General features: G+C 69.1%; 14 protein-coding genes. 6 read left to right on the forward strand and 8 right to left on the reverse strand.

Translation table 11 applies throughout. The annotated features are described in order from the left end of the window. Positions 1–205 precede the first annotated feature (205 nt). The 5 genes from ACWIHT_RS10815 to ACWIHT_RS10835 all read left to right on the forward strand — a co-directional run bounded on the left by ACWIHT_RS10815 (position 206) and on the right by ACWIHT_RS10835 (position 6,981). Positions 206–868 (forward strand): response regulator transcription factor, encoded by a 663-nt coding sequence (locus ACWIHT_RS10815; RefSeq protein WP_019073943.1) that lies wholly within the window; start codon positions 206–208, stop codon positions 866–868. 144 nt (positions 869–1,012) lie between these two features. Beyond that, entirely contained in the window at positions 1,013–2,290 is a 1,278-nt protein-coding gene (locus tag ACWIHT_RS10820; protein WP_456166638.1) for an HRDC domain-containing protein, read from the forward strand. A 167-nt stretch (positions 2,291–2,457) separates the two neighbouring features. After that, positions 2,458–3,486: a LacI family DNA-binding transcriptional regulator gene (locus tag ACWIHT_RS10825; protein ID WP_456166640.1), complete on the forward strand. Its 1,029-nt coding sequence runs from the start codon at positions 2,458–2,460 to the stop codon at positions 3,484–3,486. A 142-nt stretch (positions 3,487–3,628) separates the two neighbouring features. Continuing rightward, complete coding sequence (locus ACWIHT_RS10830; protein WP_200716639.1) at positions 3,629–4,846, forward strand: thiolase family protein; 1,218 nt, start codon at positions 3,629–3,631, stop codon at positions 4,844–4,846. Then, complete coding sequence (locus ACWIHT_RS10835) at positions 4,843–6,981, forward strand: 3-hydroxyacyl-CoA dehydrogenase NAD-binding domain-containing protein (RefSeq protein ID WP_456166642.1); 2,139 nt, start codon at positions 4,843–4,845, stop codon at positions 6,979–6,981. The genes ACWIHT_RS10830 and ACWIHT_RS10835 overlap by 4 nt, the downstream gene beginning before the upstream one ends. 51 nt (positions 6,982–7,032) lie before the next feature. Here the strand turns inward: ACWIHT_RS10835 and ACWIHT_RS10840 are convergent, their stop codons facing one another. Beyond that, entirely contained in the window at positions 7,033–7,413 is a 381-nt protein-coding gene (locus ACWIHT_RS10840) for a hypothetical protein (protein ID WP_456167109.1), read from the reverse strand. A gap of 10 nt (positions 7,414–7,423) precedes the next feature. Then, positions 7,424–8,443: a hypothetical protein gene (locus ACWIHT_RS10845; protein WP_456166644.1), complete on the reverse strand. Its 1,020-nt coding sequence runs from the start codon at positions 8,441–8,443 to the stop codon at positions 7,424–7,426. Between the two features lie 68 nt (positions 8,444–8,511). Here ACWIHT_RS10845 and ACWIHT_RS10850 point away from each other — a divergent pair, with 68 nt between their 5' ends. Further along, positions 8,512–8,883 carry an NTP pyrophosphohydrolase gene (locus tag ACWIHT_RS10850; RefSeq protein ID WP_456166646.1) on the forward strand — a complete coding sequence of 124 codons (372 nt, stop codon included), beginning with the start codon at positions 8,512–8,514 and terminating at the stop codon, positions 8,881–8,883. Between the two features lie 99 nt (positions 8,884–8,982). Here the strand turns inward: ACWIHT_RS10850 and ACWIHT_RS10855 are convergent, their stop codons facing one another. From ACWIHT_RS10855 to ACWIHT_RS10880, 6 genes are all read right to left on the reverse strand, one after another. Then, positions 8,983–10,506 (reverse strand): amino acid permease, encoded by a 1,524-nt coding sequence (locus tag ACWIHT_RS10855; protein ID WP_456166648.1) that lies wholly within the window; start codon positions 10,504–10,506, stop codon positions 8,983–8,985. 147 nt (positions 10,507–10,653) lie between these two features. Beyond that, positions 10,654–12,582, reverse strand: coding sequence for a 1-deoxy-D-xylulose-5-phosphate synthase (gene dxs / locus ACWIHT_RS10860; protein ID WP_456166650.1), 1,929 nt, complete (start codon positions 12,580–12,582; stop codon positions 10,654–10,656). A 216-nt stretch (positions 12,583–12,798) separates the two neighbouring features. After that, positions 12,799–14,118, reverse strand: a complete 1,320-nt coding sequence (locus tag ACWIHT_RS10865; protein WP_456166652.1) for a sugar ABC transporter permease — start codon at positions 14,116–14,118, stop codon at positions 12,799–12,801. Further along, complete coding sequence (locus tag ACWIHT_RS10870; protein WP_456166654.1) at positions 14,115–14,903, reverse strand: ATP-binding cassette domain-containing protein; 789 nt, start codon at positions 14,901–14,903, stop codon at positions 14,115–14,117. The genes ACWIHT_RS10865 and ACWIHT_RS10870 overlap by 4 nt, the downstream gene beginning before the upstream one ends. Positions 14,904–15,112: 209 nt before the next feature. Next, on the reverse strand, positions 15,113–16,210 hold the full coding sequence (locus tag ACWIHT_RS10875) for a sugar ABC transporter substrate-binding protein (RefSeq protein ID WP_456167111.1): 1,098 nt from the start codon (positions 16,208–16,210) through the stop codon (positions 15,113–15,115). 133 nt (positions 16,211–16,343) lie between these two features. Then, entirely contained in the window at positions 16,344–17,543 is a 1,200-nt protein-coding gene (locus ACWIHT_RS10880; protein WP_026179345.1) for an ROK family transcriptional regulator, read from the reverse strand. Positions 17,544–17,570: the final 27 nt, after the last annotated feature.

Below are 17,570 nucleotides of genomic sequence, written 5' to 3' on the forward strand. Positions count from 1 at the left end.
TCGCTTGCGGTGTCTTTGTCGATACGGCCACTTTCAATCACGAGTGACCCCTCGAACGAACCGTTTCGTTCACCGAACGATCGACAGCGTGTCCGAATTGCACTGATTGCTACTCACTAAATCGTGATCTTTCTCTAAAGGACCGCGGGTTTGGTGCCGAAGACGACTGTGACCTTGAAAGTCGTCCCGCACCCCAGGAGGCCTGGTGTCCGTTCTTCTTGAGCAGCCCGCAAGCCTGGTCGCCTACCGCCCGAACAAGCCGACCGCCATGGTGGTCGTGGCCGACCCGCGCGTCCGCTCCACCGTCACCCGCCACCTGTGGGCGCTCGGTGTGCGCGACGTCATCGAGGCCTCGTCCGTCGCGGAGGCTCGTCCCCGCATCGGCAACCCCCGCGACATCTGTGTGGCAGACGTCCACCTTCCCGACGGCTCCGGACTCACCCTGCTCTCCGAGACCCGAGCCGCAGGCTGGCCCAACGGCCTGGCCCTGTCCGCCGCCGACGACATCGGTGCCGTGCGCAACGCCCTCGCGGGCGGAGTCAAGGGCTACGTCGTCACCGGCACCCGTACGAACGTCGGGCTCCCCACCCGACCCGGCGCCGCCCCCATCGGCTCCGCCGCCGCCCGTATGCACCGCCGCCCCCCGGGTGCCCCGAGCCACCCGGGCGGCTACCGCGAACTGTCCGGCCGTGAGGTCGAGGTGCTCCGCCTGGTCGCGGAGGGCCAGTCGAACAAGGCGATCGGCGTCTCCATGGGCCTGTCCGCACTGACCGTCAAGAGCCACCTCGCCCGCATCGCCCGCAAGCTCGGCACGGGTGACCGCGCCGGGATGGTCGCGGTGGCCCTGCGCACCGGAATCATCCACTGACCCTGTCCTGGAACCACGTCCTCCACTCCCCCGCCGAGCCGTGAACCGGATCTTTCACTTACCTGACTGGTTTACGACCCCCAGACGCCCGTCGACGGAACGTTCCGTCGGCGGGCGTTGTCCATACACGGATACCCTTGACACGTGACCGACGCCCAAGAAACCGCAGCAGACAGCTCACTGCGAACCACCGGAGGCGCCCCTCCGGACGACGTCGAAACGGCGCCGATCCCCTTGCTTGAGCCCCGGGAGGGCATTCCGCCCGTGATCGCCGACGAGGACGCCCTCGCCGAGGCGATCGCGGCCTTCGCCGCCGGCACGGGCCCCCTCGCCGTCGACGCCGAGCGCGCGTCCGGCTACCGCTACGGACAGCGCGCCTATCTGGTGCAACTGCGCCGTGAGGGCGCGGGCACCGCACTGATCGACCCCGTCGCCTGCCCCGACCTCTCGGGCCTCGGCGAGGCCGTCTCCGGCGTCGAGTGGGTGCTGCACGCCGCCACCCAGGACCTGCCGTGCCTGCGGGAGATAGGCATGGTGCCGACGCGGCTCTTCGACACCGAGCTGGCGGGTCGGCTCGCCGGATTCCCGCGGGTCGGCCTGGGTGCGATGGTCGAGAACGTCCTAGGTTTCGTCCTGGAGAAGGGACACTCCGCCGTCGACTGGTCCACCCGCCCGCTGCCCGAACCGTGGCTGCGGTACGCGGCCCTGGACGTGGAACTCCTCGTCGACCTGCGGGACGCCCTGGAGAAGGAACTCGACCGGCAGGGCAAGCTGGACTGGGCCCGCCAGGAGTTCGATGCGATCGCGGCGGCACCGCCCGCCGAACCCCGCAAGGATCCGTGGCGTCGTACGTCCGGGATGCACAAGGTACGGCGGCGCCGACAGCTCGGTGTCGTACGGGAGTTGTGGCAGACCCGGGACCGGATCGCGCAGCGGCGGGACGTGTCGCCGGGCAAGGTGCTGTCCGACGCGGCGATCGTGGAGGCCTCGCTCGCGCTGCCGCTGGACGTGCAGGCGCTCGCGGCGTTGAACGGGTTCGGGCATCGGATGGGGCGGCGGCAGCTGGAGCAGTGGCAGGCGGCCGTCGATCGGGCCAAGGCCCTGCCCGACTCGGCGTTGCCGCAGCCCGGGCAGCCGGTCACCGGGCCGCCCCCGCCCCGCGCCTGGGCGGACAAGGATCCCGAGGCCGCGGCCCGGTTGTCCGCGGCGCGCGCCGCGGTTTCCGCGGTTGCCGAGGGGCTCAACATGCCTCAGGAGAATCTGATCACTCCGGACACGGTCCGGCGGGTTTGCTGGGAGCCGCCGAAGAATGTGGATGTGGAGTCCGTGGGGGCCGCACTGGCCGGGTACGGGGCTCGGCCGTGGCAGGTGGAGCAGGTGGCGCCTGTTCTGGTGGGGGCTTTGTCCGCGAAAGCGCTGTAGGGGTTCCGGTTGAGTGGCGGGTGCGGGTGCGTTGTGGCTTGTCGCGCAGTTCCCCGCGCCCCTGGAGAGTCACGCTGCTCGTAAAGCTGGGGTCTAGATCGCGCCAAGATCTTTGAACTCCGCGAACGGGTCGCACGCGGCGGAAGGTGCTGCAAGACTCCCCCTCGATGAGCACAACTCGCGTCACCATCAAGGACGTTGCCGCTCGTGCCGGTGTGTCCAAGGGGGCGGTGTCGCTTGCCTTCAATCACAAGCCGGGGCTCTCCGACGCGACGCGGGAGCGGATCTTCGAGGCCGCGCGGGAGTTGGGCTGGGCGCCCCATCTCACCGCGCGGTCGCTGGCCGGGGCGCGGGTGGACGTCGTAGGGCTGGCGGTCTGTCGGCCGGCGCGGTTGCTCGGGCTCGAACCGTTCTACATGGAGTTCATATCCGGGGTGGAGAGCGTGCTGGTCGAGCATTCCTGTGCGCTGCTGTTGCGGCTCGTGGGGAGTGCGGAGGAAGAGGTCGGGCTACAGGAGTCGTGGTGGCGGGCGCGGCAGGTCGGCGGGTCGATTCTGGTGGATTTCCGGGCCGATGATCCGCGGGTCGGCGTGGTGCGGCGGCTGGGGTTGCCTGTGGTGGCCGTGGGGCATCCGTCGTTGACCGGCGGGCTCACCTCGGTGTGGAGCGACGATGCCGGGGCCGTGACCGCGGCGGTGCGGTATCTGGCCGGGCTCGGGCATCGGCGGATCGCGCGGGTCGGCGGGTCGAGGTCCCTCGGGCAGACCGCGATGCGGGCCACCGCCTTCGACGCGGCGGCACGCGCGCTGGGGCTGCCCGGGGTCCGACAGCTGGCCACCGACCACTCGGGCGAGGAGGGGGCGCGGGCCACGCGGTCACTGTTGGCGGATGCGCCGGCGGAGCGGCCGACGGCCATCGTGTACGACAACGACATCATGGCGATGGCAGGGCTCTCGGTCGCAGCCGAGCTGGGGCTCGCCGTACCGGCAGATGTCTCGCTGCTGGCCTGGGACGACTCCCCGTTGTGCCGGCTCACGCATCCGACGCTCTCCGCGATGAGCCATGATGTGCACGGATTCGGCGCGGACGCGGCACGGACGCTGTTCGGGGTGATCACCGGGGACGGTCCCGGTTCGCATCCCGTACCCGCTCCGGTGCTGACCCCTCGGGGGTCGACCGGACCGCCCGGAACATGATCGCGAGGGTTCCGGGGTGTGACGTTCGCCGCTTGGAGCTCCGGGACTGGGCAGCCTGGTTACTCACAAGTAGCATGGTTCCTGAGCGCGCGCTCAGCGCATCGCAGCAGTGCAGATCCCGCACCCTGGAGGAGAGCCAATCGTGCCTCGTACCGTCAGGGACGTCGTCTTCGTAGACGGCGTCCGTACCCCGTTCGGCAAGGCGGGCCCGAAGGGCATCTACCACGAGACCCGGGCCGACGACCTCGTCGTGAAGGCGATCCGGGAGCTGCTGCGCCGCAACCCCGGTCTGGACCCCGCGAAGATCGACGAGGTCGCGATCGCCGCGACCACGCAGATCGGTGACCAGGGGCTGACCCTGGGGCGGACCGCGGGCATTCTCGCCGGGCTGCCGCAGTCCGTGCCGGGCTACTCCATCGACCGCATGTGCGCGGGCGCGCTGACCGCCGTCACGACCACCGCGGGCTCCATCGCCTTCGGTGCCTACGACGCCGTCATCGCCGGTGGTGTCGAGCACATGGGCCGCCACCCGATGGGCGAGGGCGTGGACCCGAACCCGCGGTTCGTGAGCGAGAAGCTGGTCGACGACTCCGCGCTGTTCATGGGCATGACGGCGGAGAACCTGCACGACCGCTACCCGCACATCACCAAGCTGCGCGCCGACGAGTACGCGGTGCGCTCGCAGGAGAAGGCCGCCAAGGCGTACGCCAACGGCAAGATCCAGCAGGACCTGGTGCCGATCTCGGTGCGCAACACCAACGAGCAGGTGGGCGAGACCGGTTGGGGTCTTGTCACCGCCGACGAGCCGATGCGCCCGGGGACCACCCTGGAGAACCTCGCCGGGCTGAAGACTCCGTTCCGTGTGCACGGGCGGGTCACCGCGGGCAACGCGGCCGGGCTCAACGACGGTGCCACCGCGTCGATCATCGCGAGCGAGGACTTCGCGCGCGAGCACAACCTGCCGGTCAAGATGCGTCTCGTGTCGTACGCCTTCGCGGGCGTCGAGCCGGAGGTCATGGGCTACGGCCCGATCCCCGCGACCGAGAAGGCGCTCGCCAAGGCGGGCCTCGGCATCGGTGACATCGGCCTCTTCGAGGTCAACGAGGCTTTCGCCGTACAGGTGTTGGCCTTCCTCGACCACTACGGCATCGCGGACGACGACGAGCGCGTCAACCAGTACGGCGGCGCGATCGCCTTCGGCCACCCGCTGGCCTCGTCGGGCGTCCGCCTGATGACGCAGCTGGCCCGCCAGTTCGAGGAGCAGCCGAACGTCCGCTACGGCCTGACGACGATGTGCGTCGGCTTCGGCATGGGCGCCACGGTCATCTGGGAGAACCCGCACTTCGAGGGGGACAAGTGAGCACCACCACCGAGCTTCTGAAGGGTGCGGCCGAGCTGTTCCCGGACGAGGTCGTGACGTCCGCGCACGTCCGCCACCTCGAACTGCCGTACAGCGCCGGGCGGTTCGCGCTCATCACGCTGGACAACGGCTTCGACCACACCAAGCCGACCACCTTCGGTCCGGCCTCGCTGGCGAATCTGAACACCGCCATCGACCAGGTCGAGAAGGAGGCGGCGGCCGGCGAGATCGTCGGTGTCGGCATCACCGGCAAGCCGTTCGTCTTCGCCGTCGGCGCGGACCTCAAGGGCGTCGAGCTGCTGAAGAACCACGACGACGCGCTCGCCATCGGCAAGGGCGGCCACGAGGTCTTCAAGCGCCTCGCGGACATCGCGGTACCGACCTTCACGTACTACAACGGCGCGGCCATGGGCGGTGGCGTCGAGGTCGGTCTGCACTGCGAGTACCGCACGGTCTCGAAGCACATCGCGGCCTTCTCCCTGCCCGAGGTCTTCCTCGGTCTGGTCCCGGGCTGGGGCGGCTGCACGCTGCTGCCGAACCTGATCGGCGCCGAGAAGGCCGTCTCGGTGATCATCGAGAACAGCCTCAACCAGAACAAGCAGCTCAAGGGCCAGCAGGTCTTCGACCTCGGGATCGCCGACGCGCTCTTCGAGGGCGCCGACTTCCTGGAGCAGTCGCTGATCTGGACGGCGAACGTCCTCAAGGGCGAGATCAAGGTCGAGCGTCCGGCGATCGACCGCGGCGAGGCCTGGGACCAGGCCGTCGCCAAGGGCCGTTTCGTCGCGGACTCCAAGGTGCACGGCGCGGCCCCGGCCGCCTACCGCGCGCTCGACATCATCGAGGCCTCGAAGAACGGCGACCTCCAACAGGGCTACGACGCCGAGGACTTGGCCCTCGCCGACCTGATCATGGGTGGCGAACTCCGCGCCGGCATCTACGCGTTCAACCTCGTGCAGAAGCGCGGCAAGCGTCCGGCGGGTGCGCCCGACAAGTCGCTGGCCCGTCCGGTCACCAAGGTGGGTGTGGTCGGCGCCGGTCTGATGGCCTCGCAGCTCGCCCTGCTCTTCCTCCGTCGCCTCGAAGTGCCGGTCGTCCTCACGGACATCGACCAGGAGCGCGTCGACAAGGGTGTGGGCTACGTCCACGCCGAGATCGAGAAGCTGCTCGGCAAGGGCCGTATCAACCAGGACAAGGCCAACCGGCTCACGGCCCTGGTCACCGGTGTGCTGGACAAGGCCGAGGGCTTCTCCGACGCCGACTTCATCATCGAGGCCGTCTTCGAGGAGATCGGCGTCAAGCAGCAGGTGTTCGCGGAGGTCGAGGCGGTCGCCCCGGCGCACGCGATCCTCGCCACCAACACCTCCTCGCTGTCCGTCTCCGAGATGGCGTCGAAGCTGAAGAACCCCGAGCGGGTCGTCGGCTTCCACTTCTTCAACCCCGTTGCGATTCTGCCCCTGTTGGAGATCGTGCGCGGTGAGCAGACGGACGACGCCTCGCTCGCGACCGCGTTCGCGGTGGCCAAGAAGCTGAAGAAGACAGCGGTGTTGGTGAAGGACGCCCCGGCGTTCGTCGTCAACCGCATCCTCACCCGCTTCATGGGCGAGATCCAGAACGTCATCGACGAGGGCACCCCGGTCGCGGTCGCCGAGAAGGCCGTAGAGCCGCTCGGTCTGCCCATGTCCCCGCTGGTGCTGCTTGAGTTGGTCGGTCCGGCCATCGGGCTGCATGTCTCGGAGACCCTCAACCGGGCCTTCCCGGACCGCTTCACGGTCTCCCCGAACCTCGCGGCCGTCGTCAAGGCGGGCAAGCGCGGCTTCTACGTCTACAACGCCGAGAACGGCTTCAAGCCCGAACTCGACCCCGAGGTCGCCGCGTTGCTCAAGCAGGGCGACTCCGTGCTGACCGAGGAGCAGGTGCGGGACCGGGTCCTGGACGCGGTGGCGCAGGAGATCGGGCTCATGCTCGACGAGGGTGTCGTCGCCGAGGCGCAGGACATCGACCTGTGCCTGATCACGGGCGCGGGCTGGCCCTTCCACCTGGGCGGCATCACGCCGTACCTGGACCGCGAGGGTGTCTCGGAGCGGGTGAACGGCAAGCCGTTCCTGGCGCCGGGTCTGGCGAGCGTTCCGGCCTAGTCCCTTCGTACGGTGCCCGGTACATCGGCCGATGTACCGGGCACCGGCATGTCAGGGGACGTCCTCGACGTGGACGACACGCAGTGCGGTGCCGTCCTGGTCGCGCTTGGACCGGCCGTGCATGCCGACGGCCAGATGCGAGGGATCGTCGGGCTCGTCCGTGCCGACGAAGGTGACGACGTCCCGGTGATGGCTCGTCACCAACCAGCCCTCGCCGTCCTTGAGTTCGAGCACCCGGAAGTCGCCCGCCGATGTCGCCACCTGTACGGGGCCGAACTCGCGCAGGATCCCGGTGGCCTGTTCGGCGGGATCGCCTTCGGGCTCCTCAAGCAGCACACAGGTGCCGTGCTCGAACAGGACCCACGGCTTCTCGGAGCCGTCGAGGATTCGCCGCCACACGGCGATGAGTGATTCGGTGTCCACGGTGGTCATCATGGCGCATTCACACCTCGCGCCAGGCCTCCAGGGCCAGGCCCGGCTCGTCCTTCCGCCGGGTGACGAGGAGTTGACCGGTGGACGGGGACAACGTCGCGGCGGCCACCCGGTCGTTCTCGTCCAGGGCGAGCGAGACCTCGGCGTCCGCCGGGAGTTGGGGGCCCGACTCGGTCCACCAGGCGCCCGCCGCCTCCTGCTCGGTGGGATACGCGGCGAACGCGACCCGGCCGCTGGCGGAGCGCTGGGCGAGCAATGTGCAGTCGTGGCCGTCGAGTTCACAGCGGACGACGGAGACCGGACCCGGGCCCGCGGAGGCCAGCAGGGTGAGCGGCTTGGCGCCGGGACGCCAGGCGCAGAGGTCGCCGGAGTCGTCCGTGTAGTAGAGGGTGGTCGTCTCCGGGGAGGTGGCCAGCGCGCGGAGCGTGCCCGGTCTGATCGCGGCCTCCATCGCCTCCTCCAGGACCGGCTGCCCGCCCGGCTCCAGCTGGCGCCAGTGCAGGATCGCGCCGGGCACCGCCGCGTACAGCTCGACCGTGCCGGACTCCCCCGTCACGGCGGCCAGGTCCTCGTGGACGTCGGTGCCCTTGAGGTCGCGCCACGGGTCCCAGCCGCCCTTCTCCCGCTGGGCCAGCATGCTGACCCCGCCCGCCTTGTTGCGCACGAAGAGATGGGCCCGCCCCTCCGCGTCGACCGCGACCGCCGGGACGCCGGTGCGGTCGCCCTTCTTGTCCGGGTGTCCGACCGGGTTCCAGTCGAGGGCGGTGAGCCGGGGCCGGAAGTGCGTGGAGTGGACCAGCCCGGATTCGCCGGGCAGGGTGGGCCGCCAGGACACCAGGTGGGCGTAGCCGTCCGCGCCCTGTCCGATGCCGAGCAGCCCGGGGTGCAGCTTCTGGTCGCCGCCCACCGTGCGCGGGGCGCCCCAGAGGCCGTCGGGGCCACGTTCCGCCCGGCACAGGACGGCGTCGCCCGAGGGCAGATAGACACTGAGCCGGCCGTCACGGCCGCGGAGGAGCCAGTCGCCGTTCACCTGTTCACTGTAATTGGGGCGGTCGTTCGCGCACGGGGCACCCCCCGCCCGCGTGGGACCCTTGCCCCATGGACGAGGACACTCCCCTGCTGGTGATCGTCGACGGCGCCAATGTCGTCGGGTCGGTGCCCGACGGCTGGTGGCGCGACCGCAGGGGTGCCGCCGAGCGCCTCCGCGACCGGCTCGCGAGCGAGGGTCTGCCGGGCCGCACGGACCCCGTGGAGCTGGTCCTCGTCGTGGAGGGCGCGGCCCGTGGTGTGGCGTCCGTCCCGGGCGTACGGGTGGACTCGGCCCCCGGCAGCGGCGACGACCGGATGGTCGAACTGGTCGCCGAGGCCGCCGGCCGGCCGTGCCTGGTGGTCACCGCCGATCGCGAACTGCGGCGCCGGGTCACCGAGTTGGGCGCGGAGGTCACCGGGCCGCGCAGCGTGCGGGGCTGAACGTCCTTCGTGACGTGCGGGGTTGACCTAGACGGCACGCGGCCCGGCAACTCCCGCGCGCTGAGCGGGACTTACCGGGCCGACGGTCAACCGGTGTGCCTACGGGGCGTTTCCGCCCGGCGGTGTGGTGGAACCGCGCGCCTCCGCCGCCTGTTGCTGTCCGAGTCGGCTGTGGGTGCGGCCGTAGAAGAAGTAGACGACGAAGCCGATCGCCATCCAGATGGCGAAGCGGAGCCAGGTCTCGGCGGGGAGGTTGAGCATCAGCCAGAGGGAGGCCAGGACCGAGACGATGGGGAGGGCCGGGACCAGGGGGGTGCGGAAGGAGCGGGGCAGGTCGGGGCGCTTGTTGCGGAGGATGACCACGCCGATCGCGACCACGATGAAGGCGAACAAGGTGCCGATGTTGACCAGTTCGGCGAGTTCGCTGAGGCTCGTGAAGCCCGAGACGATCGCGATGACCACGCCCAGGAGGATGGTCGGGCGGTAGGGGGTGCGGAAGCGCGGGTGGACGTGCGAGAAGAAGCGGGGCAGGAGTCCGTCGCGGCTCATCGCGAAGAACACGCGGGCCTGGCCGAGCAACAGGATCATGCACACCGTCGTCAGGCCGATCGCGGCGCCGAAGCTGATCAGGCCCGCGAACCACGGGTGTCCGGTGGCCTTGAACGCGTCCGCGAGGGGGGCGTCGATCGACAGCGAGCTGTACTTCTGCATGCCCGTGACGACGATCGACACGGCGACGTACAGCGTGGTGCAGATGATCAGTGAACCGAGGATGCCTCGCGGTACGTCGCGCTGCGGGTTGCGGGTCTCCTCGGCGGCGGTGGCGACGACGTCGAAGCCGATGAAGGCGAAGAAGACCACGGAGGCGGCCGTGAAGATGCCCATGACGCCGAAGTTGGAGGGCGCCCAGCCGAACATCAGCTGGATGAGCGGGGCCTTGAGGTTGCCGCCCGCCTCCACGGACTGTGCCTTGGGGATGAACGGCTTGTAGTTGTCGCCCTTGATGAAGAAGGCGCCCGCGACGATCACCACGAGGACGACGGCGACCTTGATGGCGACGACGACGGAGGTGACCCGCGCGGAGAGCTTCATGCCGAGGACGAGGATCGTGGTGAGGACCAGGACGAGCGCGGCGGCGAGGATGTCGAAGCCGAAGCCGTGGGCGCCGTCCCGGCCGCTGAGCGCCTCGGGCAGATGCCAGCCCGCGTTGTCCAGCAGCGAGTGGATGTACCCGGACCAGCCGACGGCCACCACCGCCGTACCGAGGGCGAGTTCGAGGACCAGGTCCCAGCCGATGGTCCAGGCGGGTAGTTCGCCGAGCGAGGCGTACGAGAAGGTGTACGCGGAGCCCGCGACCGGGACCGTGGACGCGAACTCGGCGTAGCAGAGCGCCGCGAGGGCACAGACGACGCCGGCCACGACGAAGGACAGGGAGACCGCCGGGCCGGCGTTGTTCTTGGCGGCGGTACCGGTGAGGACGAAGATGCCGGTGCCGATGACCACGCCGACGCCGAACACCGTCAGATCCAGGGCCGAGAGGGACTTTCTGAGCGCGTGCTCCGGTTCCTCGGTGTCCTGGATGGACTGTTCGACTCTCTTCGTCCGGAAGAGGGTGCTGCTCACGGGTGTACCTCCCACGCTTGGCGTCCTCGACATGATCGAGAGGGGGCGTACTCCGTATGCCCCGGCGCGAGCGGATTCACGCGAACGGGCCGCTTTCACCACTGCAAAGAGTGGTGGAAGCGGCCCGTTCGGCGGTGCGGCCGTGCCTCAGTCGCGTGCGGACTCCACCGAGTCGACCTCCGCCGTGGGCCGGTCGAAGCGGCCGTCCAGCTTCGAGACCAGGCCGGTGACCTGGCGGGCGATGTCGGGGGCGGTGAGGCCGATCTCCGTCATCACCTCGGCGCGCGAGGCGTGGTCGAGGAAGCGCGGCGGGATGCCGAAGTCGCGGAGCGGAACATCCACACCGGCGTCGCGCAGGGCCTGTGCGATCGACGAACCGACGCCGCCGACACGGGAGTTGTCCTCGACGGTGACGACCACCCGGTGCTGTTCCGCGAGCGGGGCCATGGCCTCGTCGACGGGCTTGACCCAGCGCGGGTCGACGACCGTGGTGGAGATGCCCTGCTTGTCGAGCAGGGTGGCGATCTCCAGGCACATGGGCGCCAGCGCGCCGACGGAGACCAGCAGGACGTCGGGTGCGTCGGTGCCGGGCGCGCGCAGCACGTCCATGCCGCCGATCCGGCCCACGGCGGGTACGGCCGGGCCGACCGCGCCCTTGGAGAAGCGGACCACCGTCGGCGCGTCCTTGACCTGGACGGCCTCGCGGAGCTGGGCGCGGACCTGGTCGGCGTCGCGCGGGGCGGCCAGGCGCAGGCCAGGGACGACCTGGAGGATCGACATGTCCCACATGCCGTTGTGGGAGGCGCCGTCGGTGCCGGTGACACCGGCCCGGTCCAGTACGAAGGTCACACCGCACTTGTGGAGGGCGACATCCATGAGGACCTGGTCGAAGGCACGATTCAGGAATGTGGCGTACACCGCGAACACCGGATGCAGACCGCCCGTGGCGAGGCCCGCCGCGGAGACCGCGCCGTGCTGCTCGGCGATGCCGACGTCGTAGATCCGGTTCGGGAAGGCGTCGGCGAACTTCTTGAGGCCGACCGGCTGGAGCATCGCGGCGGTGATCGCGACGATGTCCTCGCGCTCCTGCCCGAGCGCGACCATCTCGTCGCCGAAGACGGAGGTCCAGTCGGCGCCGGACGCCTTGACCGGCAGTCCGGTGTCGGGGTGGATGGGGCCGATGCCGTGGAAGCGGTCGGCCTCGTCCTGGAGGGCGGGCTGGTAGCCGCGGCCCTTCTCGGTGAGGACGTGCACGATGACCGGGCCGCCGAAGCGCTTGGCGCGGGCGAGCGCGGACTCCATCGCCTCGATGTCGTGGCCGTCGATGGGGCCGACGTACTTGAGGCCGAGGTCCTCGAACATGCCCTGCGGGGCGATGAAGTCCTTCAGGCCCTTCTTCGCGCCGTGCAGCGTCTCGTAGAGGGGCTTGCCGACGACCGGAGTGCGCCCCAGGAGGTCCTTGCCGCGGGCCAGGAAGCGCTCGTAGCCGTCGGTGGTCCGCAGGGTCGCCAGGTGGTTCGCGAGGCCACCGATGGTCGGTGCGTAGGACCGCTCGTTGTCGTTGACGACGATGACGAGGGGGCGGTCCTTGGCGTCGGCGATGTTGTTCAGCGCCTCCCAGGCCATACCGCCGGTCAGCGCGCCGTCACCGATCACCGCGACCACGTGGTCGTCGCGTTTCAGCACCTGGTTGGCCTTGGCGAGGCCGTCGGCCCAGCCGAGGACCGTCGAGGCGTGCGAGTTCTCGATGACGTCGTGCTCGGACTCGGCCTGCGAGGGGTAGCCGGAGAGGCCGCCCTTCATCTTCAGCCTGGAGAAGTCCTGGCGGCCGGTGAGCAGCTTGTGGACGTAGGACTGGTGGCCGGTGTCCCACAGCACCCGGTCCTTCGGCGACTCGAAGACGCGGTGCAGGGCGATGGTCAGCTCGACCACACCGAGGTTCGGGCCGAGGTGGCCGCCGGTCTTGGAGACGGCGTCGACGAGGAAGGTCCGGATCTCCTCGGCCAGCTGGTCCAGCTGCTCCAGGCTGAGCCGGTCCAGATCGCGCGGTCCCCTGATGCGGGTCAGCAGCGGCACCCGTGCCTCCTTGCGAGTAGAGCTGATCGAGCTGTTGCCGGGCTTGTCGAGTCTAATGTTCCGCCTTTGCGGACCGCGCCCGGGCTGTGCGTCATACGTCACGCGATCGGCTGTACCCACGAACAGCCTTTCCTACGACCTTCCCGCGGTTCTGCTACGACATGACGGTGCCCGGTACCGCGATCGGTACCGGGCACTGGTCGGGAAGAAGGCAGGTCAGCCGCGACCGGACGCCTTCTGGCTCTTGCGGGACACCGAGTCGATGACAACCGCGCCGAGCAGAACGCCACCCGTGATCATGTACTGGATCGACGTGTTCATGTTGAGCAGGTCGAGGCCGGTCTGGATCGACTGGATGACGAGCATGCCCAGGAGGGCGGACCAGACGGTGCCGCGGCCACCGAAGAGGCTCGTACCGCCGATGACGGCCGCCGCGATGGCCAGCATCAGGGTGTTGCCGCCGCCGGCGTTGAGCGTGGCGCTCTGGGTCTGACCGGCGAAGAACATACCGCCGACCGCCGCGAAGCCGCCGGAGATGGCGAACACGGTGATGCGGATCATGGACACGTTGATACCGGCACGGCGCGCGGCCTCGATGCCGCCGCCGACCGCGAAGACCTTGCGGCCGTACGGGGTACGACGCAGCACGAAGTCGACGATCACCAGGGAGGCGAGGAAGATCACCAGCGAGTTGGAGACACCGGACGCCGAGTTCAGCACGGCCGCGGTGACGAACGCGGCCACGGCGAGCAGGCCGACCCGCAGCAGGATCTCGCTGGTGGGCCGGAAGGGCACTCCGGCGGCCTTGCGGCGGCGCTGGTCGACGAGCGAGCCGTAGAGCAGGGAGGCGACACCGAGGGCGGCCAGGATGTAGGCGCCCGCGATCGACTGGTCCATGAAGAACGAGCTCTGGCTGAGCAGGTGCACCGGACCCGAGTCCGGGATGTTGATGGTGCCGCTCGAACCGAGCAGCCACAGCATCAGACCGTTCCAGCCGAGGAAGCCGGCCAGTGTGACGACGAACGCCGGTACGCCGATCCTCGCGAAGAAGAAGCCGTGCAGCGCGCCGATACCGACACCCGTGATGATCGTCAGGAGCAGCGCCAGCCAGCCGTTCATCCCGTGGTTGACCGCGAAGACGGCGAACAGGGTGGACGCCAGACCGCTGACCGAGCCGACGGACAGGTCGATCTCGCCGAGCAGCAGCACGAAGACCAGGCCGATGGCGAGCATGCCGGTGGCCGACAGGTAGTAACTGATGTTGGACAGGTTGTCGGCGCTCAGGAACCGGCTGTTCTGCGACTGGAAGATGATGCCGATGACGATCAGGCCGGCGACGACCGGCAGCGAGCCGAGCTCACCGCCCTTGACCTTGCGCTTGAACTCGGTGATGTAGCCCTTGAAGCCCTCTTCGCGGACCAGTAGCCGCGGGTCGACGACGGTGGCGGCGGCGCTCGCCGCCGTGGGGTCGTCGGCCGGGGCCGCGGCGGTCGGTTCGACCGCGTCCTTCTTCACGGTGCCTGACGTGTCGCTCACTTTGCCGCCTCCGTGCTGCGCACCGCACGACGGGTCACGGCGTTGTCCGTGGCACCGGTGATCGCGGCGATGATCGTTTCCTGACTGGTGTCCTTCACCGGGAAGGAACCGTTGTTCTTGCCCAGCCGCAGCACGTTGACGGTGTCCGCGACCGCCTTGACGTCGGCCATGTTGTGGCTGATGAGGATGACACCGAGGTTGCGCTCGCGCAGCCGCTCGACCAGGTCGAGGACCTGCGCGGTCTGCTCGACACCGAGGGCGGCGGTCGGCTCGTCGAGGATGACGACCTTCGGGTCACCGATCAGCGCGCGGGCGATGGCGACGACCTGCCGCTGGCCACCGGAGAGGCTGGCGATCGGGATGCGCACGCTCGGGATGCGGATGGAGAGGGTGCTCAGCAGTTCGCGGGAGTTCTTCTCCATCGTGACCTCGTCGATGATGCCGCGGCGAAGCAGCTCACGCCCGAGGTACAGATTGCCGACGACGTCGAGGTTGTCGCACAGCGCGAGGTCCTGGTAGACCGTCGCGACGCCGAGTCCCTGGGCGTCGTGCGGCTTGGTGATGCTGACCGGGTTGCCCTCCCATTCGATGACTCCTTCATCGATGGGGTGCACTCCGGCGATCGTCTTCACCAGGGTGGACTTTCCTGCGCCGTTGTCGCCGACCAGTGCGACCACTTCTCCGGCGTGAACCTCCAGCTCTACGTCGGTGAGGGCCTGCACCGCACCGAATCGCTTGGAGACTCCGCGCAACGCCAGCACGGGCGTAGCGGACACGTGAACCATCTCCTTCGCCGCCTGACCGGCGGGGATGCCGCGCTTGTCAAAAGGCGCGGAGGGTTGTGCCTAGGCACAGATTTACAAGATGAACATGCGCGCGGCCGGTGCCAGTTGGCAACGGCTGCGTTCGCACGGGTTCCGATCGGCGCCCGCCCCACAGCGGGGTTTGAAGGTGGGGCGGACGCCGAAGGGGCTTTGTCACCGCTGGGCGGTGGTTACTCCAGACCGGCCGTCTTGCACGCCGCGGCGTAGTCGGCGGTGCAGATCTGCGCGACGGTGTAGAGACCGTCCTTGATGACCGTGTCCTTGATGTTGGCCTTGGTGACCGACACCGGGACGAGCAGCTGCGAGGGCACCTTGTCGCCGGAGCCGCTGGTCTGGGTCGTGGTGGCGAGACCGGTGATGCTCTTGCCCTGCGCCAGGTCGACGGCGAGCGTCGCGGCGGCCTCGGCCTCCGGCTTGAAGGCCTTGTAGACGGTGCTGGACTGGGTACCGGCGACGATGCGCTGGATACCGGCGAGCTCGGCGTCCTGGCCCGTCAGCGGGATGCCGCTGATCTTGGCACCCTTGAGGGCGGTGGCGATACCACCGGCCATGCCGTCGTTGGCGGAGTAGACGCCCGCGATGTTCTTGGCGCCGAGCTGCGTGATGGCCGCCGTCACCTTCTGGTTGGCGACGGTGTCCTTCCACAGGCCGGACTGCTCGTAGGCGATGTCGACCTTGCCGTCGAGGGCCTCGTGGGCGCCCTTCTTGAACATCGCGGCGTTCGGGTCGGCGTCGTCACCGTTGATCATGACGATCTTCGACTTCGTGGTGGCCTTCGAGCCGAGCGCGGTGAGGAGGGCCTCACCCTGGAGCTTGCCGACCTCGACGTTGTCGAAGGAGACGTACGCGGAGACCGGGCCCTGGGCCAGACGGTCGTACGCGACGACCTTGATGCCCTTGGCGACCGCCTGCTGGATCGAGGACTTGATCGCGGCGGAGTCCTGGGCGCTGATCACGATGACCTTGACGCCCTTGGTGATCATGCTGCTCACCTGCTGGGCCTGGGTGGCCGCGCTGGCGTTGGCGTTGTTGTACTCGACCGAGCAGCCGGCACAGAGCGCCTTGACCTTGGCCTCGAAGTACGGCTTGTCGAACTTCTCGTACCGAGTGGTGACGCTGTCGGGCAGCAGCAGGCCGATCTTGGCGTTGGTACCGCCCGAGGAGCTGGAGGAGCTGCTGTCGGACTTCTTGTCGTCGCCGGCCTTGCCACAGGCGGCCAGCGCGACGGCCATCGTGGTGGCGATGACAGCAACGGCGGCACGACGCATACGCGTGTTCACTTCAGAAACCTCCCTGACGAGGCCGCGTCGTTGCGGCCGAGGTGGCTGGAAGTCAACTCGGCCACGCGTGCGACGTCAAGAAGTAAATACTTAACGAGATGGCAACGGCGTCGTGCGTTCTCTAAGTGAAGACAGGTGTCGCTGCGGTCAGCGACCCGTCCAAAAGTGTCGAATCGCCCATCTCGCTGAGCGCGAGAGCGAGTGCTCCGAGCACCTCCGCACGGCCTCCAAGTGCCCCCGGGAGAACGGAAAGTTGACGCGCCGCACTGGGGATCGCATAGCGGCCGACAGACTCCCTGATCGGCCCGAGCACCAGCTCACCGGCCTCGGCGAGATCGCCACCGAGGACCACTCGGCTCGGGTTCAGCAAATTGCAGAGATTGGCGACTCCACTGCCGATGTGTCGGCCGACGTCGGCGATCACCCGACGACAGCCCGGGTCTCCGTCCCGTGCCAGCCGTACGACTCCCTCCATGGTCAGGTCGGTGCCGTGGCTGGACTGGAGGAGCGGCAGCACATAGCGCGCGGCCGTGAAGGTCTCCAGGCAGCCCCGGTTTCCGCAACGGCAGACAGGGCCGGACTCATCAAGAGTAATATGCCCGATTTCTCCCGCTGTGCCACCCGGGCCCCGGTAGATCTTGCCGTTGATGACCAGCCCCGCGCCGACCCCGCTGGCGACCTTGATGTACGCCAGGTCCCTGACCCCCCGGCCACTGCCCCAGACCAGCTCACCGAGGGCGCCGAGGTTGGCGTCGTTGTCCACGTGCACCGGTACGCCCAGACGGCTGCCGAGCTCCTCGGCGGGTCTGGTGCCGGTCCACCCCGGGAGGATGGCGGTGGAGCCCAGGGTGCCCGATTCCACGTCGATCGGACCGGGTACGCCGAGACCCACCCCGGCGATCTTGGAACGGTCCACTCCGGTCGCCGCGATCAGCCGGTTGACCAGCTCTTCCGCCCGGTCGAAGCCCTGTGTGGAGGAGGCGTCCACGTCGACGGGTTCGGACTCCTCGGCCAGCACCTGATGGGCGAGATTCCCGACCGCGACGCGCAAATGCGTGTGCCCGAAGTCGACGCCGATGACAATGCCGGCGTCCCCGCTCAGCGAGACGCTGCGGGCCCTGCGGCCACCGGCCGAAGTGGGTGTGACCTCGACCGTTCCGCCGTCCTTGAGCTCGCGCACGATGTTGGAGACCGTCGCGGCGGACAGACCCGTCGTCCTCGCGATCTCCGCCTGCGTGAGCGACCCGGCCAGCCGCACCGCTCGCACGACCCGCTCTAGATTCGCTCGGTGCAGCGACGACTGCGACCCCGGAGTCTCCACGACGACCTCCTGCGCGCGGGACCGCAT

It is taken from the genome of Streptomyces sp. NPDC002276, assembly GCF_053891435.1.